Source organism: Pandoraea pnomenusa (genome assembly GCF_040391475.1).
Classification (GTDB): domain Bacteria; phylum Pseudomonadota; class Gammaproteobacteria; order Burkholderiales; family Burkholderiaceae; genus Pandoraea; species Pandoraea pnomenusa_C.
On the sequence record NZ_JBEBXS010000027.1, the window covers coordinates 15,802 to 35,253 of the forward strand.

The 19,452-nt window shown below is 62.9% G+C and carries 20 protein-coding genes and 1 other RNA gene; 5 read left to right on the forward strand and 16 right to left on the reverse strand.

Features of this window, described 5'->3' with window-relative positions; all coding sequences use genetic code 11:
* Positions 1 to 32: 32 nt before the first annotated feature.
* On the forward strand, positions 33 to 1,019 hold the full coding sequence (locus ABWO90_RS21430) for an oxygenase MpaB family protein (RefSeq protein WP_502922675.1): 987 nt from the start codon (positions 33 to 35) through the stop codon (positions 1,017 to 1,019).
* A gap of 82 nt (positions 1,020 to 1,101) precedes the next feature.
* Here ABWO90_RS21430 and ABWO90_RS21435 read toward each other — a convergent pair whose 3' ends face one another.
* From ABWO90_RS21435 to tyrS, 4 genes are all read right to left on the reverse strand, one after another.
* Entirely contained in the window at positions 1,102 to 1,839 is a 738-nt protein-coding gene (locus tag ABWO90_RS21435; RefSeq protein WP_353193246.1) for a histidine phosphatase family protein, read from the reverse strand.
* An 84-nt stretch (positions 1,840 to 1,923) separates the two neighbouring features.
* Entirely contained in the window at positions 1,924 to 2,550 is a 627-nt protein-coding gene (locus ABWO90_RS21440) for a YbhB/YbcL family Raf kinase inhibitor-like protein (protein WP_353193247.1), read from the reverse strand.
* A gap of 203 nt (positions 2,551 to 2,753) precedes the next feature.
* Positions 2,754 to 3,221 (reverse strand): D-aminoacyl-tRNA deacylase, encoded by a 468-nt coding sequence (gene dtd, locus ABWO90_RS21445; RefSeq protein ID WP_353193248.1) that lies wholly within the window; start codon positions 3,219 to 3,221, stop codon positions 2,754 to 2,756.
* Between the two features lie 35 nt (positions 3,222 to 3,256).
* On the reverse strand, positions 3,257 to 4,501 hold the full coding sequence (gene tyrS / locus ABWO90_RS21450) for a tyrosine--tRNA ligase (RefSeq protein WP_353193249.1): 1,245 nt from the start codon (positions 4,499 to 4,501) through the stop codon (positions 3,257 to 3,259).
* 200 nt (positions 4,502 to 4,701) lie between these two features.
* Between tyrS and ABWO90_RS21455 the strand changes: the two genes are divergently transcribed.
* Positions 4,702 to 6,072 (forward strand): peptidoglycan DD-metalloendopeptidase family protein, encoded by a 1,371-nt coding sequence (locus tag ABWO90_RS21455; RefSeq protein ID WP_353193250.1) that lies wholly within the window; start codon positions 4,702 to 4,704, stop codon positions 6,070 to 6,072.
* Between the two features lie 134 nt (positions 6,073 to 6,206).
* Positions 6,207 to 7,361: an anhydro-N-acetylmuramic acid kinase gene (locus ABWO90_RS21460; protein WP_353193251.1), complete on the forward strand. Its 1,155-nt coding sequence runs from the start codon at positions 6,207 to 6,209 to the stop codon at positions 7,359 to 7,361.
* Between the two features lie 168 nt (positions 7,362 to 7,529).
* Here ABWO90_RS21460 and erpA read toward each other — a convergent pair whose 3' ends face one another.
* The 4 genes from erpA to rplM form a co-directional block, all read right to left on the reverse strand.
* Positions 7,530 to 7,895, reverse strand: coding sequence for an iron-sulfur cluster insertion protein ErpA (gene erpA, locus ABWO90_RS21465; protein WP_058377438.1), 366 nt, complete (start codon positions 7,893 to 7,895; stop codon positions 7,530 to 7,532).
* Positions 7,896 to 7,992: 97 nt separating this feature from the next.
* Positions 7,993 to 9,036 carry an N-acetyl-gamma-glutamyl-phosphate reductase gene (argC, locus tag ABWO90_RS21470; RefSeq protein WP_353193252.1) on the reverse strand — a complete coding sequence of 348 codons (1,044 nt, stop codon included), beginning with the start codon at positions 9,034 to 9,036 and terminating at the stop codon, positions 7,993 to 7,995.
* Between the two features lie 173 nt (positions 9,037 to 9,209).
* Positions 9,210 to 9,605 carry a 30S ribosomal protein S9 gene (gene rpsI, locus ABWO90_RS21475; protein WP_353193253.1) on the reverse strand — a complete coding sequence of 132 codons (396 nt, stop codon included), beginning with the start codon at positions 9,603 to 9,605 and terminating at the stop codon, positions 9,210 to 9,212.
* A 10-nt stretch (positions 9,606 to 9,615) separates the two neighbouring features.
* Positions 9,616 to 10,044, reverse strand: coding sequence for a 50S ribosomal protein L13 (rplM, locus tag ABWO90_RS21480; protein ID WP_010805091.1), 429 nt, complete (start codon positions 10,042 to 10,044; stop codon positions 9,616 to 9,618).
* Positions 10,045 to 10,697: 653 nt separating this feature from the next.
* Between rplM and ABWO90_RS21485 the strand changes: the two genes are divergently transcribed.
* Positions 10,698 to 11,120 carry an OsmC family protein gene (locus tag ABWO90_RS21485; protein WP_353193254.1) on the forward strand — a complete coding sequence of 141 codons (423 nt, stop codon included), beginning with the start codon at positions 10,698 to 10,700 and terminating at the stop codon, positions 11,118 to 11,120.
* Between the two features lie 90 nt (positions 11,121 to 11,210).
* Here the strand turns inward: ABWO90_RS21485 and rnpB are convergent.
* The 3 genes from rnpB to pyrC all read right to left on the reverse strand — a co-directional run bounded on the left by rnpB (position 11,211) and on the right by pyrC (position 13,599).
* Positions 11,211 to 11,619, reverse strand: an RNA gene (rnpB, locus tag ABWO90_RS21490) — RNase P RNA component class A.
* Positions 11,620 to 11,710: 91 nt separating this feature from the next.
* Positions 11,711 to 12,565: a DUF3025 domain-containing protein gene (locus ABWO90_RS21495; protein ID WP_353193255.1), complete on the reverse strand. Its 855-nt coding sequence runs from the start codon at positions 12,563 to 12,565 to the stop codon at positions 11,711 to 11,713.
* Positions 12,562 to 13,599 (reverse strand): dihydroorotase, encoded by a 1,038-nt coding sequence (gene pyrC / locus ABWO90_RS21500; RefSeq protein WP_353193256.1) that lies wholly within the window; start codon positions 13,597 to 13,599, stop codon positions 12,562 to 12,564. Before pyrC ends, ABWO90_RS21495 begins: the two co-directional genes overlap by 4 nt.
* Before the next feature lie 195 nt (positions 13,600 to 13,794).
* On the opposite strand from pyrC, the gene ABWO90_RS21505 reads away from it, so the two are divergent.
* Positions 13,795 to 14,625: a class II glutamine amidotransferase gene (locus ABWO90_RS21505; RefSeq protein ID WP_353193257.1), complete on the forward strand. Its 831-nt coding sequence runs from the start codon at positions 13,795 to 13,797 to the stop codon at positions 14,623 to 14,625.
* A gap of 90 nt (positions 14,626 to 14,715) precedes the next feature.
* On the opposite strand, the gene ABWO90_RS21510 is transcribed toward ABWO90_RS21505, so the two are convergent.
* The 5 genes from ABWO90_RS21510 to ABWO90_RS21530 form a co-directional block, all read right to left on the reverse strand.
* On the reverse strand, positions 14,716 to 15,441 hold the full coding sequence (locus tag ABWO90_RS21510; RefSeq protein WP_353193258.1) for an amino acid ABC transporter ATP-binding protein: 726 nt from the start codon (positions 15,439 to 15,441) through the stop codon (positions 14,716 to 14,718).
* Positions 15,438 to 16,118 (reverse strand): glutamate/aspartate ABC transporter permease GltK, encoded by a 681-nt coding sequence (gltK, locus tag ABWO90_RS21515; protein WP_023597506.1) that lies wholly within the window; start codon positions 16,116 to 16,118, stop codon positions 15,438 to 15,440. The genes ABWO90_RS21510 and gltK overlap by 4 nt, the downstream gene beginning before the upstream one ends.
* The gene (locus ABWO90_RS21520; protein WP_353193259.1) at positions 16,118 to 16,858 is read right to left on the reverse strand and encodes an amino acid ABC transporter permease; all 741 of its coding nucleotides are present in this window, start codon (positions 16,856 to 16,858) and stop codon (positions 16,118 to 16,120) included. The genes gltK and ABWO90_RS21520 overlap by 1 nt, the downstream gene beginning before the upstream one ends.
* Before the next feature lie 119 nt (positions 16,859 to 16,977).
* Entirely contained in the window at positions 16,978 to 17,889 is a 912-nt protein-coding gene (locus tag ABWO90_RS21525) for a glutamate/aspartate ABC transporter substrate-binding protein (RefSeq protein WP_353193260.1), read from the reverse strand.
* A gap of 165 nt (positions 17,890 to 18,054) precedes the next feature.
* Positions 18,055 to 19,341, reverse strand: a complete 1,287-nt coding sequence (locus ABWO90_RS21530) for a Glu/Leu/Phe/Val family dehydrogenase (RefSeq protein ID WP_353193261.1) — start codon at positions 19,339 to 19,341, stop codon at positions 18,055 to 18,057.
* Positions 19,342 to 19,452 lie beyond the last annotated feature (111 nt).

Genomic DNA, 19,452 nt, shown 5'->3' on the forward strand with positions numbered 1-19,452 from the left:
TACGTCTACCGTTCAGCCGGATCGATAAGCGCATGGCCTCGCACGACGATCTCCCGACCCCGCCTCCGGCAACGCCCTTGCGTCCGGCCGGCCCGATCGTCGGCGTGTCGGGGCACGTGCGACACGCCATCGCCATGCGGCTCGTGAGCCTGACCTCCGGGCCCGGCGCACCCCGACTGAACTACGACACGCCAGCCGGCGACCCCGGCCTGTTCGGCCCCGAGGCCGCGTGCTGGCATGTGCACGGCGACTTCACATCGATGATGATTGGCGGCGTCAGCGCCCTGCTCATGCAGTCGCTGCATCCGCTGGCGATGGCGGGGGTCTGGGATCACTCCACCTTCCGGCAGGACGTCATCGGACGTCTGCGCCGTACCGCGACGTTCATCGGCGGCACCACGTTCGGCAATACGGCCGATGCCGAGGCGCTGCTCGAACGCGTGCGGCGCATCCATTTGCAAGTCACCGGCACGGCGCCGGACGGACGTCCCTACGCGGCTTACGACCCCGATCTGCTGACGTGGGTCCACGTGGCGGAAACGTCGAGCTTTCTGCGCAGCTATCTCGTCTACAAGGATCCCGCGTTTTCACGCTGCGACCAGGATCGCTACTACGCGGAAGTCGCACGCATCGCGGTGGCGCTCGGCGCGCGCAACGTGCCGACGAGCGTGGCGCAGGTCGACGACTATCTCGCCAACGTCCGCGCACAGTTGTGCGCGAGCGAACGCACCGAAGAAGTCGTTCGCGTGCTGCGCAATCTGCCGGCACCGTTTACGGGCGCGCGAGTCTTCAGTGGATTGTTGTTCCGCGCGGGGATCGATCTGCTGCCCGACTGGGCGCAAACGATGCTCGGCTTCGAAGAACGGTCGGCGGTGCGACGCCTGACGGTGCGGCCTGCCGTGCGCCACATGGCCCAGCTTGCCCGTTGGGCGATGCGCAACAGCGTCGCGCATCGCGCGCGTCGCCGGGCGTTGGCCTCGCCGGATGTCGCCAATGGGGAGCCGTCGCTGGAGCGTTGAGCGCCCGGTGCCCCGGCCACCCTCGCTGCACAACGATCAGAAGGTATTTATCGGCGTGTGCCGCGTGCGACGCGAAACGCCATCACACCACGCGCGGATCGACGCGATCCGACGCGCCCGACGCGCCCGACGCGCCCGACGTCGCGGATTGTCCCGGTTTGTCGTTGCTCTCGTCGCGCACGGCGTCGTCCAGATGCGCGACGTCTCCCCAGCTCACTACGTGCCAGCGCTCACCGTCAAAGGCCAGGCGATTCACGCTTGCGTTGAGCAACGGATACGATCGCGGCTCGGAGAGCGCCAGCCCCGTGGCCAGCCGGTAGCAGCAATCGAGCACGCCGCCGTGCGCCACGAGCGCCAGACGCTGGCCCTCATAGTCACGCAGCAGTTGTGCGACGAACGCGGTGATGCGCGTGTAGAAGCCACGTGTCGACTCCCCGCCCGGAATCACGAAGTCCGGATCGCGGCGCTGCCAGTGCGCGTAGTCCTGCGGAAAATCCGCCTGAATTTCGTCGGGCACACGCGTCTCGAACACGCCGTAATGGCGCTCGCGCAGTTGCGCCGTGCGCACAAGCGGCAAACCGCAGGCACGCGCGACAGGCTCGGCCGTCTGCACCGCGCGCTGCAAATCGCTCGTGAGCACGTGATCGAACACGCGTCCGTGCGCCGCCACCTCACGCGCAATACGCTCGCCCAGCAACACGGCCTGATGCTCGCCTTCGGACGACAGCGGAATGTCCGTATGCCCCTGAATCCGTTTGACGCGGTTCCAGTCGGTCTCGCCGTGGCGAATCAGGGTGAGGAAGGTCGTGTTGCCAGTCATCGATGCAATTGCGAAATACGCGGGTTATGAATATGACGAAGCACGTCCGGATCGACGCGCGAGCGCCGACACGGGCACTGCCGCTCAGGCCACTTTCGGATTGAGCGTGTAGGTGCCGGTCACGTGCGCGCTGCCGAGCACGTGCGGCTTGATCGCGGCGAGCACGTCGTCGCCACCGAAGCGACCGTCGAGCGGCAAACGCGCAATGTCCAGGGCATACACGGTGAAGTGATAGTGGTGGAGGATCGCGTCGTTCCACGGCGGGCACGGGCCGTCGTAGCCGTAGTAATCGCCCTGCATGGTCTCGTCGCCCGCGAACCAGGCGGTGTAGTCGTTCACGCCATGGCGCATGCCGTCGAGCGCATCGGGACCGAACTTGCCGCGCGGCGTGACGTGATTGCTGTGGCTGGCTGCCGGAATCTCCGTGGCCGACGCAGGCACGTCCACGAGCACCCAGTGGTAGAAGTCCACTCGCGGCAGATCGGCCGGCACTTCGCGGCCTTCCTTGTTCACGTCGTCGCCCTTGCTGGGCACGTCGCTGTCGGTACAGATCACGACGAACGAACGCGTGCCTGCCGGCACATCCGACCAGGCGAGATGAGGATTCTTGTTCTGCGACAGCGCAACGTGCGCTTGTGCGTCCGGCTTGCCGAAGGCGAACTGTGCATCCATTGCCGCGTTGTCGGCAAACGAGTCACTCCAGACTTTCATCGGTTTCTCCCAAGCAGTGTCATTTCGGAACCGGTCGACGGTATCACACCGATGCGAATCGCGTGCAGTAGCGAAGGCCGATCAGGCGGATTCCGGATAATTCCGAGCGATTTTCGGGATGCGTCGGGCATCCCGTGGAGACAAAGGACTCGGCGCCACTGCGCGCGCCAATGGTGCACAAGCGGCGCAGAGGTGCACCGGTTTCAGGCCGCGTCGGGCCGAGTTTGCAACCAGAATGTGACCGGCCCGTCATTGACGAGCGAAACACGCATGTGCGCGCCGAATTCGCCCGTTTCCACGATGGGATGGCGCACGCGCGCCTGTGTCACGAAGTGCTCGAAGAGTCGCTTGCCATCGGCCGGACTGGCTGCGGGGGTAAAGCTAGGACGCGTGCCGCTGTTGGTGTCGGCCGCCAGCGTGAACTGGGAGACGAGCAACAAACCGCCCGCCTGCCCGTTGCCGTCCAGGCTCGACACGCTGCGGTTCATCTTGCCCGCGTCGTCGGAGAACACACGATAGCCGAGCAGCTTTGCGAGCAGTTTGTCGGCGCTCGCTTCGGTATCGCCGCGCTCGGCGCACACCAGCGCGAGCAAGCCCGGGCCAATGGCGCCGACGGTGCGGCCGTCGACCGTCACCGCGGCTTCGAGCACGCGTTGGATCAGCGCGATCATGGACGCAATACGCCGGAACGACGCAACGCTGACACTCAGGCGAGCGTCACGCGCGCAAAGCGGCGCTTGCCCACTTGCACGACGTAAGTGCCCGCTTCGATCCTGGCGCCCTTGTCGGACACGGCTTCGCCATCGATACGCACACCACCCTGCTCGATGTTGCGGTTGGCTTCGGACGTCGACGGCACCAGACCGGCCTGCTTGAGCAGTTGGGCAATGCCCAGCGGCGCGCCTTCGAGGGAAACTTCCGGAATGTCATCCGGCACGCCGCCCTTGGCGCGCGCGTTGAAGTCTTCGAGCGCACGTTCGGCGTCGGCCTGCGAATGGAAACGGGCCACGATTTCCTGCGCGAGCAGCACCTTCACGTCGCGCGGATTGCGTCCGCCTTCCACGTCGCGGCGCAGCTGTGCGATCTCTTCGAGCGTGCGGAACGACAGCAGCTCGTAGTAACGCCACATCAGGTCGTCCGAGATGCTCATCAGCTTGCCGAACATCTCGCTCGGCTTCTCGCTGATGCCCACATAGTTGCCCTTGGACTTCGACATCTTTTCAACGCCGTCGAGCCCTTCAAGCAGCGGCATCGTGAGAATGCACTGCGGCTCCTGGCCGTATTGCTTCTGCAGTTCGCGGCCCACCAGCAGGTTGAACTTCTGGTCGGTACCGCCGAGCTCCAGATCCGACTCCAGCGCCACCGAGTCGTAACCCTGCATCAGCGGGTAGAGGAATTCGTGAATCGCGATGGGCACGCCGCCCTGGAATCGCTTGGTGAAGTCCTCACGCTCGAGCATGCGGGCCATGGTGTAGCGCGATGCCAGCTTGATCATGCCGTCGGCGCCCAGCTTCATCGACCATTCGCTGTTGTAGCGAATCTCGGTCTTCTCGCGGTCGAGCACCAGGGCGGCCTGCTCGAAATAGGTCTTGGCGTTCGACTCGATCTGCTCACGCGTGAGCGGCGGGCGCGTGTTGTTGCGGCCCGACGGGTCACCGATCAGCGACGTGAAATCGCCGATCAGGAAGATGACCGTGTGGCCCAGATCCTGCAACTGGCGCATCTTGTTGAGCACCACGGTGTGGCCGATATGGATGTCGGGCGCCGTCGGATCCAGACCCAGCTTGATACGCAGCGGCTTGCCGGTGGCTTCGCTGCGCGCCAGCTTCTGCAGGAATTCCTCTTCCACGAGCAACTCGTCGCAACCGCGCTTGGCGATCGCCAATGCGGCCCGCGTGGCATCGGTTACGGGGTACTTCTTTTCCGAGGTGAGTGCGTGTTCACTTGTCATAACATCATTGTCCAGACTGGTTCGGGGGTATGTCCCTATCCGGTCAGTAAAGGCGGAGGCAGCGGCGGGTCTGCTATAATCGCCGCTCAATTCTCGGCTCGGGCCGAAGCGACGCCGGGTTGCCCCGGAATTCCGGCAGGCAATCTCGAAGCGTGTCGCTCCGCCCGGGCTTTTTTGTAAGTTGCGCAGAATTTTACGTGATGTGGCCAAAACTCCGTGATTTTTTTGCGCGTGAACTGCTGACCCTGATCGATCCCACGCAGCCGAAGCACCGTCGCAGAAAGGTGCAAATCGTGGCAACGGTCGGTTCGGCCCTGACGTTGGGAATGGTGACCGCTTTCGGCGTGGCGCCCATGGTGCCCGAAGCGGCACGCAACGGTGCGAGCGTGACGTTGCCGCTCACCTTCCCCGACCTGGCCAAACAGATCCAGCAGCTCGACGCGCAGTCCCAGACCTTCATCCACCAGGTAGCGCTGCGGCGCGGCGAAACCTTGGGCGACATGCTTTCGCGGCTGTCGATCCAGGACCCCGCCGCCGAGCGGTTCATCCGCGATAACGCCGTGGCCCGGCGCCTGATCGGCGTGCCCGCCGGGCAGGTCGTGCAGGCCGAGACCGACGACGACGGCAAGCTCGTCTCGCTCTCCACCGTGCTCTCGAGCAGCGGCAACGGCGCCCAGCAACTGGTGATCGAGCGAAACGATGCCGGCGCCTTGCGCGCGCGCATGGAGCAGCTCGCCAACGATACCGAGTGGGCCATGCGCTCCGGGGCCATCGCGGGCAACTTCTTCACGGCGATGGACGACGCGGGCGTGCCCGATGCCGTCGTCGCGCAGATGGTGAACATCTTCTCGGGGGTGATCAACTTCCAGCGCGACGTGCGCCGCGGCGACCGCTTCCGCCTCGTGTACGAAGTGGTCAAGCAGCAGGATCGCACCGTGCGTACGGGCCGCGTGCTTGCCATCGAGTTCATCAATCAGGGCAAGACCCATCAGGCGATCTGGTACGCCGATCCGCACGGCGCGCCCGACGGCGCGTACTACGGTTTCGACGGCCGCAACCTGAAGCAGGCGTTCCTGCGCACGCCGGTCGAGTTCTCGCGCATTTCGTCGGCATTCGGCGGACGCGAGCACCCGTTCCAGCACAAGTGGAAGAAGCACGAAGGCGTGGATCTGGCGGCGCCCGTCGGCACGCGCGTGTTCGCGGCGGGCGACGGCGTGGTCAAGTTCGTCGGCACGCAGAACGGGTACGGCAATCTGGTCGAGATTGATCACGCCGGCAATTACCAGACGCGTTATGCCCACCTTTCCGGCTTCGGCCAGGGCCTGAAGGTCGGCACGCGCGTCACGCAGGGGCAGGTCATCGGCTTCGTCGGTCAGACAGGCTGGGCGACCGGACCGCACCTGCATTACGAACTGCGCCTGAATGGCGTACCGCGCAATCCGTTCTCGACGGACGTGGCCGCCGTCGCACCGCTCTCGGGCCCGCGCCTGAAGCTGTTCGACATGTACGCCGAAAACCTGCTCAAGCGCATCGACCTGATGCGCACCGTGCAAGTCGCCGAGCGCGATTGAGGTATGCTGGAGACCGCATTGCGCGGGGCGAGACGTGATGTCGACGTCGGCCCCGTCAGTGCGGTTTTGACTTCTCCGGCAGCCGTCGCCCGCTCTCGGCCGCTTTCGGTTTCTCGCACGCAAGCCCTCTGCAAATGACCGACCACGCTCGTCATCCTGCCGCTCTGGCATCCGCAGCCCCGTCCCATTTCATCGGCCTGATGTCCGGCACCAGCCTCGACGGTGTCGATGGCGTACTCGTCGATTCGACCGACGGGCGGGTGCTCGCCGAAGCTTATCTCCCCTTCCCGAACGATCTGCGCGAGACGCTGATGGTGTTGCAAGCGCCATCGGAGAACGAGTTGCACCGGGAAGCGCTGGCGGCCAACGCGCTGGTGCGCATCTATGCGGATTGCGTGCGCGACCTGCTGGATCAGGCCAAGCTGCCCGCCTCGGCGATCGCGGCCGTGGGCGCGCACGGACAGACGATTCGCCATCGCCCGGGCGAGTTCGACGGCATCGGTTATACCCGTCAGCTCAATGCGCCTGCGCTGCTCGCCGAATTGACCGGCATCGATGTCGTGGCCGATATCCGCAGCCGGGATGTCGCTGCCGGCGGTCAGGGCGCACCGTTGGTACCCGCCTACCATCAGGCGATGTTCGCCAGCGCGGGCGAGACCCGCGTCGTCTGCAATCTGGGCGGCATCAGCAACGTGACCATCCTGCCTGCCGCCGCATCGGGACAGCCGGTGTCCGGCTTCGACTGCGGCCCGGGCAACGCGCTGCTCGACGGCTGGGCCGCCTGGCATCTCGGGAAGGCTTACGACGACGGTGGCGCCTGGGGTGCGAGCGGGCGTGTGAGCGATGCGTTGCTCGCCGCCATGCTGGCAGCACCCTATTTCAAGCAAACGCCGCCGAAAAGCACCGGACGAGACCTTTTCCATGCGAAATGGCTGGAGGCACATCTGAGCGCGCATCCGGGGGTGTCGCCAGTCGATGTTCAAGCCACGCTCGTCGCGCTGACGGCACAGTGCGTGGCAGACGACGTGCTGCGCTATGCGCCCGACTGCCGGGGCTTCTACGCCTGCGGTGGCGGCACGCGCAATCAGGCGCTGATGCAGGCCATTGCGTCGCGTCTTCCCGGGATGACGGTCGCCACGACCGAAACGCTCGGCGTACCGCCGCAGCAGGTCGAAGCCCGCGCATTCGCGTGGCTGGCCGAGCGGTGTCTGGCACGGCAGCCGGGCAACCTTCCCTCCGTCACCGGCGCGAAGGGTCCCCGAATTCTTGGCGCCATCTATCCGCACTGACGAAACGGTCGCCGGAAAAGCAGTCACGCACTGGCGTGCCGGCACCGCCCGCTATTCCTCGCCCGACGTCCGTCGACGGCTAACGAAGGCCGTTAAGGAACGCCGTTAACGAGAAAAGGGCCCTTCCGGGCCCTTTCTCTTACCGCTGACAGTCGACAGTCGTGCCGCTCAGACCGAGAACGAGGAGCCGCAGCCACAGGTCGTGGATGCGTTCGGGTTCTTGATCACGAACTGCGCGCCGTTGATGTCTTCCTTGTAGTCAATCTCGGCGCCGACGAGGTATTGATAGCTCATCGAGTCGATCAGCAGCGATACGCCGTTCTTGTCGAGCACGGTATCGTCTTCGTTGACGTCTTCATCGAAGGTGAAACCATACTGAAAGCCGGAGCAACCGCCGCCCTGCACGAAAACGCGCAGTTTCAGCTCGGGGTTGCCTTCTTCGTCGATCAGTTGCTTGACCTTGTCCGCGGCGCTGTCGGTAAAGACCAGGAACGCGGGCATTTCCGTGACGGCGGCCTCAAGCGGTGCGTTCATCGCAAATCTCCATAAATCGGTTCGGTATCATTCTATTCCTAATCCCCAAATTGTGCCGACGCTCGGAAAATCAAGGGTTTAGCGACGATAAATACCGTTACGGCAGTACGGGAATATGGGTCAGGCCCATGTTTTCCGGCAAGCCGAACATCAGGTTCATACACTGCACGCCCTGACCGGACGCGCCCTTGACCAGATTGTCCTCGACAACGAGGATCACCAGCGTGTCTTCATTGCCCGGACGGTGCACCGCCATGCGCACATAGTTCGACGCACGCACCCAACGCGTTTCCGGCATCGAACCGGCCGGCAGCACGTCCACGAACGGCTCGCCCGCGTAGTACGTCTCGAACAGCGCCTGGAAGTCGGTGTCGCGGGCTTCCGGCAGGATCGTCGCGTAGAGCGTCGAGTGAATGCCACGAATCGTCGGCAGCAGGTGCGGCACGAACGTCAGGCCCACATCGTAGCCGGCAATCGCCTCCAGACCCTGCTTGATTTCCGGGTGATGGCGATGGCCCTTCACACCGTAGGCCTTGAAGTTGTCCGCCGTCTCCGCGAGGATCAGCGACGTTTCACCCTTGCGGCCCGCACCGCTTGCGCCCGACTTGGCGTCGGCGATCAGGTGCTTCGGGTCGACCAGCTTGCGGCCACCGGCGAACAGCGGCGCGTAGCCCAGCTGCACGGACGTCGGGTAGCAGCCGGGCAGGCCGATCACGCGCGCGGCCTTGATCTTCTCGCGGTTGATCTCCGGCAGGCCGTACACGGCTTCTTCGAGGATGTCCGGGCAGGCGTGCGGCATGCCGTACCACTTCTCGAACGTCGCCGTGTCCTTCAGGCGGAAATCAGCGGCCAGATCGATCACGCGCACACCGGCGGCGAGCAACTCGCGCGCCTGCGCCATGGCGACACCGTGCGGCGTGGCGAAGAACACCACGTCGCAATCGGTCAGACGAGCGTCGTCGGGCGTGCAGAATGCCAGGTCGACACGGCCTCGCAGGTTCGGATACATATCGGCGACCGGCGTACCCGCTTCCTTGCGCGAGGTGATCGCCGTCAACTTCACTTCCGGGTGCTGCGCCAGCAAACGGAGCAGCTCCACACCGGTATAGCCGGTGCCGCCTACGATACCTACCTTGACCATGTCCTACCCCTTTCAATCGGAATCGCGATTCTATCAAGCTTCCGCGACACGTGTGGGACGGCGACGCGGATGACGCGACGTGCCGCCAGGCACGCCGCCAAAAGAAAAAAGGCCGCGCGAGGCGGCCTTTTCTTGCATCCGCCAGAGGCAGATGCACACAAGCACTCGGGCGATTAACGCTTCGAGAATTGCTTGCGACGGCGGGCCTTGTGCAGACCAACCTTCTTACGTTCGACTTCACGAGCATCGCGGGTAACGAAGCCAGCGGTCGACAGCGTCGGCTTGAGCGTCGCGTCGTAGTCGATCAGTGCGCGGGTGATGCCGTGGCGAACCGCACCGGCCTGACCCGTTTCACCGCCGCCCGAAACGTTGACCTTGATGTCGAACGTTTCGCCGTGGTTGGTCAGCTCGAGCGGCTGACGAACGATCATCAGCGACGTTTCGCGAGCGAAGTACTCTTTGATCGGCTTGCCATTGACGACGATGTCGCCCTTGCCAGCCTTGATGAACACGCGAGCAACTGCGCTCTTGCGACGGCCGGTGCCGTAATTCCAATCGTTTTTGAACATGGCGTGGCCCTTAGATCTCGAGCGACTTCGGTTGCTGCGCTTCGTGCGGATGATTACCGTCGGCGTAAACCTTCAGCTTCTTGATCATCGCATAGCCCAGCGGACCCTTCGGCAGCATGCCCTTCACGGCTTTCTCGAGCGCACGGCCCGGGAAACGCTCTTGCATCTTGCCAAACGTGGTTTCGTAGATACCGCCCGGGTAACCCGTGTGGCGATAGTACTTCTTGTCAGTTTGCTTTGCGCCCGTAACTTTCAGCTTGGCAGCATTGACGATGATGATGTAATCACCCGTGTCAACGTGCGGCGTGAATTCAGGTTTGTGCTTGCCGCGCAGACGGCGTGCCACTTCGCTGGCGACACGGCCGAGGACTTTGTCCGTCGCGTCAATCACAAACCATTCGCGCGTCACCTCTGCCGGCTTAGCGGAAAACGTCTTCATGATCGATCCAAATAAAATGCGTTTGCCCCATTAACACCAACTTCCTGCTTGTCTGCCGGCCGCGTCCTGGCGAATCGAGTCGCATGGCGCAGTCCTGTGCTTGCAGGCTCTCCCTGATGCTTTTTCCGTGGGCATTTCCGGAAAAGCCGTTGATTATACAGAAAAATCGACCCACCGGTAAACCATGCGCCGGCAAACCGCGTTTCCCGGCGCACAAAAAAAAACCCGAACCTCAAGGGGTCCGGGTTAAATCCACCAAAGGAGGAGGGTGGAGGAGACACTTGCAGCGTTGCTGTGAAGCACAACAACCAATGACTGAAGTGTAGCAAAGCCAATGGTGCGACGCAAGAAAATTTATAGTGCGAAATACGACATCACGATATGAAATGCAAAAGTTGCACGCAAAACCAATTAAATTCCATAAAAATCAAATGGTTATGCAACAAATAACGTCTCACATTCGCCTATCGATAGAGTCGAACGCCTAAATTTAGGGTTTATCCCCCTGAAAATGCGATCAAAAAAGCGCCAATATTGCGATGCAGCAACCGAGCCCGATATTGACGACGGCCGACGGTTGCAAGCGGCGTCGTACGCAGGTTTGCGGAAGCCGCTACAATTTTTGCTTGAATGGGATATCGGGGTTTCAAAATATGGAATGCAAGGTTAGCTGGATGGGGCAGGACGGCATGGCCTTCGTCGCGCAGACGGGCAGCGGACACATCGTCGCCATGGACGGCGCGCCGGAAGGCGGCGGTCACAACCAGGCAGCGCGTCCGATGGAAATGCTGCTGGTCGGCACGGGCGGCTGCACGGCGTACGACGTGGTGCTGATTCTCAAGAAGAGCCGCGCCGAAGTGAAGGGTTGCAGCGTCACGCTCAAGGCCGATCGTGCCAGCGAAGATCCGAAGGTCTTCACGAAGATCCACTTCCACTTCACGGTCACGGGCCGCAATTTGAACCCCGCCACCGTGGAGCGTGCCGTCACGCTCTCGCACGACAAGTACTGCTCGGCGTCGATCATGCTCGCCAAGACGGCGGAAATCACGCACAGCGTCGAGATCGTGGAAGGCTGAACGCCAGCCGCAGGCCGCACTTGCGGTCGCGACGTGACGTTGCCAGAAGCACAAAAGGCTCCCATCGGGAGCCTTTTGCATTTTGTTGGGATGCAGAGCCGGCCGATAAGCCGGATTCTGTGAACGCGACTCGCGCCGCGCCTGACAATCATTCCTCTAGGCGACGCATCACTACGCCGCTCAAGCTTCCTACCCGCAGGCTCCCGGGGGCCCCGTTGCCGACACACGCACGAGGCGCATGCCGTTCACCTGCCTATTTGGAATTGCTCCGGGTGGAGGTTACCGTGCCGTGTGCGTTGCCGCACGCCGCGGTGCGCTCTTACCGCACCGTTTCACCCTTACCTGATCCCCTGACTTTCGCCAGGGGCCATCGGCGGTCTGTTCTCTGTTGCCCTGTTCCGCGTCTCACGACGGATGGCCGTTAGCCATCACCCTGCCCTATGGAGTCCGGACTTTCCTCCCCCTCCCAAAGGGAGGCGGCGATTGTCTGGCCGACTCTGCGGGCCGAAGTGTATCACGCGCACCGCGGTCGTTGCCCGGACGCGGTCGCGGGGATCGGGCACATTGCGACCGACCTGCCGACAATGGCCTCAGGCCGATGGTTGGCGTCGACGCCCCGGGCGGAAAACTGTCGCGTCCGCGTAGAACGTGGGATCGTCGTTCTCCGGCCACCAGCCGGGGACGCCCAGAACCGGCAGCGGCGCGAAGTCGCGCGTGGTAAGCAACGCACTGGCGAGCACCGGCGTGATCTCATCGTCGAGCCACGCACGACGGGCTGCCGGTTCCGCGTCGAAGTAGGTTTCGGGGACGTCCACGATCCAGGCATGCGCGGTCACGGACTTGTAAGGTGCGACGAGCTTTTCGAGCAGCGCGTGCCCGAACGGCTGCACTTCGCAGGCGCGCCCCCACTCGGCACGGCGCGTGACGAACAGCGTCCGCCAGTCGAATGCCCGCAGCGCGGCGCTCAGCGCGGGGTCGCTGCAGGCGAAAAGCACGGCATTCTCGTCGAACAACGTTGCGGCGTCGCGCGTTGCCCCACGGGTCGCTTGCACGCCGTCGCGCGCAATGGCCGTGGCCTGACGCCGATTGAGGGCCGCCTTCCCCTTCGGAAAGGTCAGCCAGATCAGCGCATTGAAGAAGTCGTGCAGATTGTGGCGCGTCGGCACGCCGCCGGACTCGGCAATGAACGCCTCATACGCCGTACCGGCGGGCAAATCGTCTTGCGCGACGAACCGGAGCGGGCGCCCCAGTCCGCTCGTCAACCCGGCAGAGGCAGCCTGCGCCGAGAGGGCATTTCGCCAATCGCCGCGGGCCAGCGCCCCCTGCCCCGGATGCGCGACCGGTCCGAACCAGGGGTGTGCCCAGTCGATGTCCGGCAAGCCGGACACCGGGCAAACCGGCTCGGGCGCCAGCACCTGCACCGGCGAGGCCCCCGTCAGACTCACCCCTTGAGCTTCCAGCCGATGACTTCGCCGCCACGCAGCGGCACCACCGTGGCGTCGCCCATCGGCAGCTCGGCCGGCAGTTCCCAGTCTTCACGCACCAGCGTGATCTTGTCGGTGTTGCGCGGCAGTTCGTAGAAGTCCGGGCCGTGGAAGCTGGCAAAGCCTTCCAGCTTGTCGAGTGCACCGGCCTTGTCGAACGCCTCGGCATACAACTCCACCGCGTGCAGCGCCGTGTAGCAGCCCGCGCAACCGCAGGCGGCTTCCTTCACGCCGCGTGCGTGCGGTGCGCTGTCGGTGCCGAGGAAGAAGCGGGTGCTGCCCGAGGTGGCGGCCTTCACCAGCGCTTCGCGATGCGTTTCGCGCTTGAGCACCGGCAGGCAGTAGTAATGCGGACGGATCCCGCCCGTGAAGATCGCGTTGCGGTTGTACAGCAGGTGATGGGCCGTGATCGTGGCAGCAATCGGGCCTTCGGCGCTCGCGACGTACTCGGCGGCGTCCTTGGTCGTGATGTGCTCGAACACCACCTTCAGGCCCGGGAAATCACGGCGCAGCGGCGACATCACCTTGTCGATGAACACCTTTTCACGATCGAAGATGTCGATGTCGGCGCTCGTCACTTCACCGTGCACCAGCAGCGGCATGCCGACTTCCTGCATGGCTTCGAGCGCGCCGCGGCACTTGGCCAGATCGGTCACGCCGGCGTCCGAATTCGTTGTTGCGCCGGCCGGGTACAGCTTCACACCGTGCACGATGCCCGACGCCTTCGCACGACGAATCTCGTCGGCCGGCGTGTTGTCGGTCAGGTACAGCGTCATGAGCGGCTCGAACGTGTTGCCGGCCGGACGCGCCGCCAGAATGCGCTCGCGATAGGCCTCGGCGAGTTCCAGCGTGGTTACCGGCGGCTTGAGGTTCGGCATGATGATCGCGCGGCCGAACTGGCGGGCGCTGTCGGGCAGCACACTCTTGAGCACGGCGCCATCGCGCACATGCAGGTGCCAGTCATCGGGACGGGTGATGGTCAGTTCGGTGGTCATGGGCGTTTTCCGGGGGCGGGGGAAGCACCTCGCCCGATGAGAACGATGCGGCGCGGTGACGCGTCGGCGCGACGGACTCGATGGGCGGGGAATGTACGTGCACAGGGGCCGGTGCTATCCTTGTGCAACCCCATATTGTAACGGTTGCGGCGCTCCGACACGACGTGCGCAGCCAATCATCGATTTGCCCGCCCCATGTGCCAACTTCTCGCGATGAACTGCGCGGAACCGACCGACATCACGTTCTCATTTACCGGTTTCGCGGCGCGCGGCGGCGGCACCGACAGTCATGCCGACGGCTGGGGCATCGCGTTTTTCGAGGACAAGGCCTGCCGCCTGTTCATCGACCATCAGGCCGCGGCCAACTCGCCCATCGCCGAACTGGTGAAGAAGTACCCGATCAAGTCCAAGAACGTCATCGCGCATATTCGCAAGGCGACGCAAGGGGTCGTTGAGCTGGAGAACTGCCATCCGTTCCAGCGCGAACTCTGGGGACGCCACTGGATCTTTGCCCACAACGGCGACCTGCACGATTACGACCCGTTCCTCTCCGGCGTCTATCAACCGGTGGGCACAACCGACAGCGAGCGCGCGTTCTGCGACATCATGCAGGGCCTGCGCAAGCGCTTCCCCGGCTCGCAACCGCCGCTCGACGAACTGTTTCACGCGGTCGAGGACATCACCCGTACGATCACGCGCCACGGCGTATTCAATTTCGTGCTCTCGAACGGCCAGGCACTGATCGCTCATTGCTCGACGCGTCTGCACTTCATCGCGCGCCAGTGGCCGTTCACGAAGGCGCACCTGATCGACGCCGACTGGGAAATCGACTTCGCCAAATTCACCACCCCGGCCGACCGCGTCGCCGTGATCGCCACCGCCCCGCTCACCGACAACGAAGTCTGGACGACCTTCGAGCCGGGCGAGCTGATCCTGTTCGAAAAGGGAATGCCGACACTGCGCACGGTCGTCCCGATCCCGGAAGCGGTTCGCCTGCGCAACGCGCAGAACACGGCCTGCCTGTAAGCGGCCGTCGCGCGAGGTCCACGGCTTCGGCTGCGGACATAAAAAAAGCGTGCCCGAGGGCACGCTTTTTTACTGCGCCGCTGACAACGATCAGTGCAGGATCTTGGCCAGGAAGTCCTTGGCGCGATCCGACTTCGGATTCGCGAAGAACTCGTCCTTGTTGTCGTCTTCGACGATGATGCCCTGATCCATGAAGATCACGCGGTTCGCGACCTTCTTGGCGAAGCCCATTTCGTGCGTGACCACCATCATGGTCATGCCTTCCTGGGCCAGTTCGACCATCACGTCGAGCACTTCGTTGATCATTTCCGGGTCGAGTGCCGAGGTCGGCTCGTCGAACAGCATGGCGATCGGGTCCATGCACAGGGCACGGGCGATGGCCACACGTTGCTGCTGACCACCCGAAAGCTGGCCCGGGAACTTGTGCGCATGCGCCGTCAGACCCACGCGATCGAGGAGCTTCAGGCCCTTCTCGCGTGCAGCGTCCTTGTTGCGGCCGAGCACCTTGACCTGCGCGAGCGTCAGGTTTTCGGTGATCGACAGGTGCGGGAACAGTTCGAAGTGCTGGAACACCATGCCCACGCGCGAGCGGAGCTTGGCCAGGTTCGTCTTCGGATCTGCCACGGAGGTGCCGTCGACGATGATCTCGCCTTGCTGGATCGGCTCCAGACCGTTGACGGTCTTGATGAGCGTGGACTTGCCCGAACCCGACGGGCCGCACACCACCACGACTTCACCCTTCTTGACCTCAGTGGAGCAGTCCGTGAGCACCTGGAACTGGCCGTACCACTTGGAGACGTTTTTGAGGGAAATCATTTCGCCAACCTCTTTTGAAGACGTTTAACCAACATCGAAACCGTGAAGCAGATCACAAAGTAGACCGCTCCGGCAAACACAATCATGGCAGGCAGCGTACCGTCACGCTGGCCCACTTGATACGCCATGCCGAAGAAGTCGGCCAAGGCGATCGCGTACACGAGCGAGGTGTCCTGGAACAGGATGATGCCCTGCGTGAGCAGCAGCGGCACCATGTTGCGGAACGCCTGCGGCAGCACCACGAGGCCCATCGCCTGCCAGTACGACATGCCGAGCGCAAACGCGGCCGACATCTGACCACGCGACACGCTCTGGATACCCGCGCGAATGATTTCCGAATAATACGCCGCCTCGAACAGCGAGAAGGCGACCAGTGCCGAGACCATCCGGATGTCCCACGTCGGCGGCACGTCGAGCAACGAGCGCAGCACTTGCGGCACGATCAGGAAGAACCACAGCAGCACCATCAGCAGCGGGATCGAGCGGAACACGTTCACGTAGAGATCCGCGAACCATTTCAGCACCGTCACGCCCGACAGACGCATCATCGCGAGCAAGGTGCCCCAGACGATGCCGACGATCACGGCGAGCACCGTGATCTGCAGCGTGGTGACCATGCCCTTGATGAGCAGCGGCGCTGCGTCGATGGCGCCGCCCCATGCGAAGATCTCACCCATTATTTGCCCCCGATGTAGCCCGGCAGGCGGGTCTTGGCTTCGATGAAGCGCATGAGCACCAGCACCGCGATGTTGATGATCATGTACGCGATCGTCACGGCGATGAACGACTCGTAGCTATGTGCCGTGTAATCGATGAGCTGCTTGCCCTGACCGGTCAGTTCGAGCAAGTTCACCGTCGAGATCACGGCCGAGTTCTTGAAGATGTTGACGAATTCCGACGTGATCGGCGGGATCACGACCCGGAAGGCCACCGGCAGCAGCACGAAACGGTACGTCTGCGGCAGCGTGAGGCCCATGGCCAGACCGGCATTCTTCTGACCCTTGGGCAGCGAATTGATACCGGAGCGCACCTGCTCGCACACACGTGCGGCCGTGAACAGCCCCAGGCCGACCACACCGGTGAGCAGCGAGACACTTGCCGGATTCAGCGAGAACAGCCATTGGCGCACCCCTTCCGGCAGGAAGTCGGGAGCCACGTAGTACCAGAAAAACAACTGCACCAGCAGCGGGATATTGCGGAACAACTCGACGTAAGCCGTCGCGAAGCCGGATATCCACTTGTTAGGAACGGTGCGCATCACGCCGAGCACGGAGCCGACGACAAGCGCAATGATCCAGCCGCCGAGGCCGACCTCAAGCGTTAGCTTGAGACCCGAGAGCAGCCACCCGAGGTAGGTGGTGTCCTCACCGGTAGCCACCGGCTGGAGGAAAAAACCGAAATCGAGACCGAGAGCCATGATCTCCCCTTTTTCTACTTGTCTTGCTTAAAAAGAAGCGGAAGGAATGACTCCTTCCGCTTCGGCATTACGCACATGCAGCGCTGATAATCTTCAGCGAACTACCTGCCCGGTAAGACTTACTTGGCAGGCTGAACGTCAGCATTGTCGTTCGGCGACTTCCACAGGGCAAGCATTTCAGCCGACGGCGGGAAGTCCATGTTCGGATTGCCCGGCAGTGCCTTGATCGGCTGTTCGAACCACTTGGCGTAGTCCTTCTTCGCCTGGCCCGACAGCTGGTACTCGGCGACAGCCTTGTCCACCACCTTCTTGAAGGCCGGGTCGTCCTTGCGCATCATGCAGCCGTAGGCTTCGTACGATTGCGGCGTGCCGGTGATCTTGTATTTCTTGGCGTCAGCAAACTTGGCGCGCTCGCCGGCGAGCAGTGCGTCGTCCATCATGAACGCAACGGTACGGCCCTGATGCAGCGTGATTGCTGCTTCGCCGTGGTCCTTGGCGCTGATGATGTTCATGCCCATGCTCTGCTTCTGGTTCATCTCACGCAGCAGACGCTCGGAAGTGGTACCCGCGGTCGTGGAAACGTTCTTGCCCTTCAGATCCGGGAAGTCGTTCACGCCCGAGCCTTCCTTCGTCAGCAAACGCGTGCCGATGATGAAGAACGTGTTCGAGAACGCAGCCTGCTTCTGACGCTCGGCGTTGTTCGTGGTCGAACCGCACTCGATATCGATCGTGCCGTTCTGAACCAGCGGAATGCGGTTCTGCGACGTGATCGGGGTCTGCGTGACCTTCAGGTTCGGCAGCTTCAGTTCTTTCTTGACTTCGGCCACGATGGCCATGGCCACGTCGTTGGCATAGCCCACGACATTGTGCTGGTTGTCATAGAACGAGAACGGGATCGACGACTCCCGGTTACCCAGCGAGATAACGCCGGTGTCCTTGATCTTCTTGAGGGTACCGCTTTCCTGAGCTTGGGCAGCACCAGCCACCAGGCCCACACAGCACATCGCCAATGCAATTTTCGAGAGGGTCATTCCTTGGTCTCCTTGGCACAAAACGGATGCATTTTAGCACTGCCTTTGCCCATTTTTTTATTCTCGAATGTTCGGAACGTACGTCTTTTTTGACGTAAATCGCCCCGAACATTCTGTTTTTACGCATTAATGCGTATTACTACTTAGCTGGACAGCACCGCCCGATCAGGGGTACAGGCCTCGCATTTCACGGGCTTGCAGAATACGGGTACACGCCACGATGAACGCTGCGGTACGCAGCGACACCTTGTGTTCCTGGGCCACGTGCCACACGCCGTCGAAAGCCTCGCGCATGATGCGCTCGAGACGGTGGTTGATCTCTTCCTCGGTCCAGAAGAAGCTCGAGAAATCCTGCACCCATTCAAAATACGAGACAGTCACGCCGCCGGCGTTCGCGACCACGTCCGGCACGACAAGAATATTCTTGCTGCGCAGAATGTCGTCGGCCGCCGTCGTCGTCGGGCCGTTGGCGCCTTCGACCACGACCTTGGCACGGATCTTGTCGGCGTTTTTCTCGGTAATCTGGTTTTCCAGCGCGGCCGGGATCAGGAATTCGCAGTCGAGCGACCAGAATTCGTCGTCCTTGATGGTCTCGGCCGCCGGGAAACCGCCCACGCCGCCGGTCTCGGCCACGTGTTTGAGCAGATTCGGCACGTCCAGGCCATCGGACTTGAAAATGGTGCCCGTGTGATCTTGCACGCCGATGACATGCGCGCCGGCTTCATGGAACAGGCGCGCAGCGATGCCGCCGACGTTGCCGAAGCCCTGCACGATCACGCGCGAGCCGCGCACGTCCATGCCCAGTCGGCGGGCCGATTCGCAGCTCACCACGAACACGCCGCGGCCGGTCGCTTCGCGACGGCCCAGCGAGCCACCCAGCGAGATCGGCTTGCCGGTCACCACGCCGGTGGCGGTGGAACCCTCGTTCATCGAGTAGGTATCCATCATCCACGCCATGATCTGCTCATTGGTGTTGACGTCCGGCGCAGGAATATCCTTCGTCGGCCCGATGATGATGTTGATTTCGCTGGTGTAGCGACGCGTGAGGCGCTCGAGCTCGCCGCGAGAGAGCTTGCGCGGGTCGACACGGATACCGCCCTTGGCACCGCCGTAGGGCACGTTCACCGCGGCGTTCTTGACCGACATCCAGGCCGACAGCGCCATGACTTCGGACAGGGTCACGTCCTGGTGGAAACGCACGCCACCCTTGCCGGGACCGCGCGAGGTGTTGTGCTGGACACGATAGCCCTCGAAGTGGGCAATGGTGCCGTTGTCGAGTTCGATCGGGCAGTCGACGATCAGGATACGCTTCGGGCGCTTGAGGGTCTCGACCCAGCGCGAGAGCGTGCCCAGATAGGGCGTGACGCGATCGACCTGTTGGAGGTAGTTACCCCACGGACCGAGGTGTTCGGCGTCGAGGTAGGAAGGCAAGGCATGTGACGTTTGAGACATCGTTGGATTCTCCGGCTTCAATCGGCGCCGCAGGCACATACCGTGCTTGCGACACGAATGGCTCGCACTTTACAAAAAACCCTCGAGAACAATCCAATGCCGAATAAACAT

Coding starts and splice junctions, on each gene's coding strand:
- ABWO90_RS21430 (WP_502922675.1), top strand. CDS start 33: ATGGCCTCGCACGACGATCTCCCGACCCCGCCTCCGGCAACGCCCTTG.
- ABWO90_RS21435 (WP_353193246.1), bottom strand. CDS start 1,839: ATGACTGGCAACACGACCTTCCTCACCCTGATTCGCCACGGCGAGACC.
- ABWO90_RS21440 (WP_353193247.1), bottom strand. CDS start 2,550: ATGAAAGTCTGGAGTGACTCGTTTGCCGACAACGCGGCAATGGATGCA.
- dtd (WP_353193248.1), bottom strand. CDS start 3,221: ATGATCGCGCTGATCCAACGCGTGCTCGAAGCCGCGGTGACGGTCGAC.
- tyrS (WP_353193249.1), bottom strand. CDS start 4,501: ATGACAAGTGAACACGCACTCACCTCGGAAAAGAAGTACCCCGTAACC.
- ABWO90_RS21455 (WP_353193250.1), top strand. CDS start 4,702: ATGTGGCCAAAACTCCGTGATTTTTTTGCGCGTGAACTGCTGACCCTG.
- ABWO90_RS21460 (WP_353193251.1), top strand. CDS start 6,207: ATGACCGACCACGCTCGTCATCCTGCCGCTCTGGCATCCGCAGCCCCG.
- erpA (WP_058377438.1), bottom strand. CDS start 7,895: ATGAACGCACCGCTTGAGGCCGCCGTCACGGAAATGCCCGCGTTCCTG.
- argC (WP_353193252.1), bottom strand. CDS start 9,036: ATGGTCAAGGTAGGTATCGTAGGCGGCACCGGCTATACCGGTGTGGAG.
- rpsI (WP_353193253.1), bottom strand. CDS start 9,605: ATGTTCAAAAACGATTGGAATTACGGCACCGGCCGTCGCAAGAGCGCA.
- rplM (WP_010805091.1), bottom strand. CDS start 10,044: ATGAAGACGTTTTCCGCTAAGCCGGCAGAGGTGACGCGCGAATGGTTT.
- ABWO90_RS21485 (WP_353193254.1), top strand. CDS start 10,698: ATGGAATGCAAGGTTAGCTGGATGGGGCAGGACGGCATGGCCTTCGTC.
- pyrC (WP_353193256.1), bottom strand. CDS start 13,599: ATGACCACCGAACTGACCATCACCCGTCCCGATGACTGGCACCTGCAT.
- ABWO90_RS21505 (WP_353193257.1), top strand. CDS start 13,795: ATGTGCCAACTTCTCGCGATGAACTGCGCGGAACCGACCGACATCACG.
- ABWO90_RS21510 (WP_353193258.1), bottom strand. CDS start 15,441: ATGATTTCCCTCAAAAACGTCTCCAAGTGGTACGGCCAGTTCCAGGTG.
- gltK (WP_023597506.1), bottom strand. CDS start 16,118: ATGGGTGAGATCTTCGCATGGGGCGGCGCCATCGACGCAGCGCCGCTG.
- ABWO90_RS21520 (WP_353193259.1), bottom strand. CDS start 16,858: ATGGCTCTCGGTCTCGATTTCGGTTTTTTCCTCCAGCCGGTGGCTACC.
- ABWO90_RS21525 (WP_353193260.1), bottom strand. CDS start 17,889: ATGACCCTCTCGAAAATTGCATTGGCGATGTGCTGTGTGGGCCTGGTG.
- ABWO90_RS21530 (WP_353193261.1), bottom strand. CDS start 19,341: ATGTCTCAAACGTCACATGCCTTGCCTTCCTACCTCGACGCCGAACAC.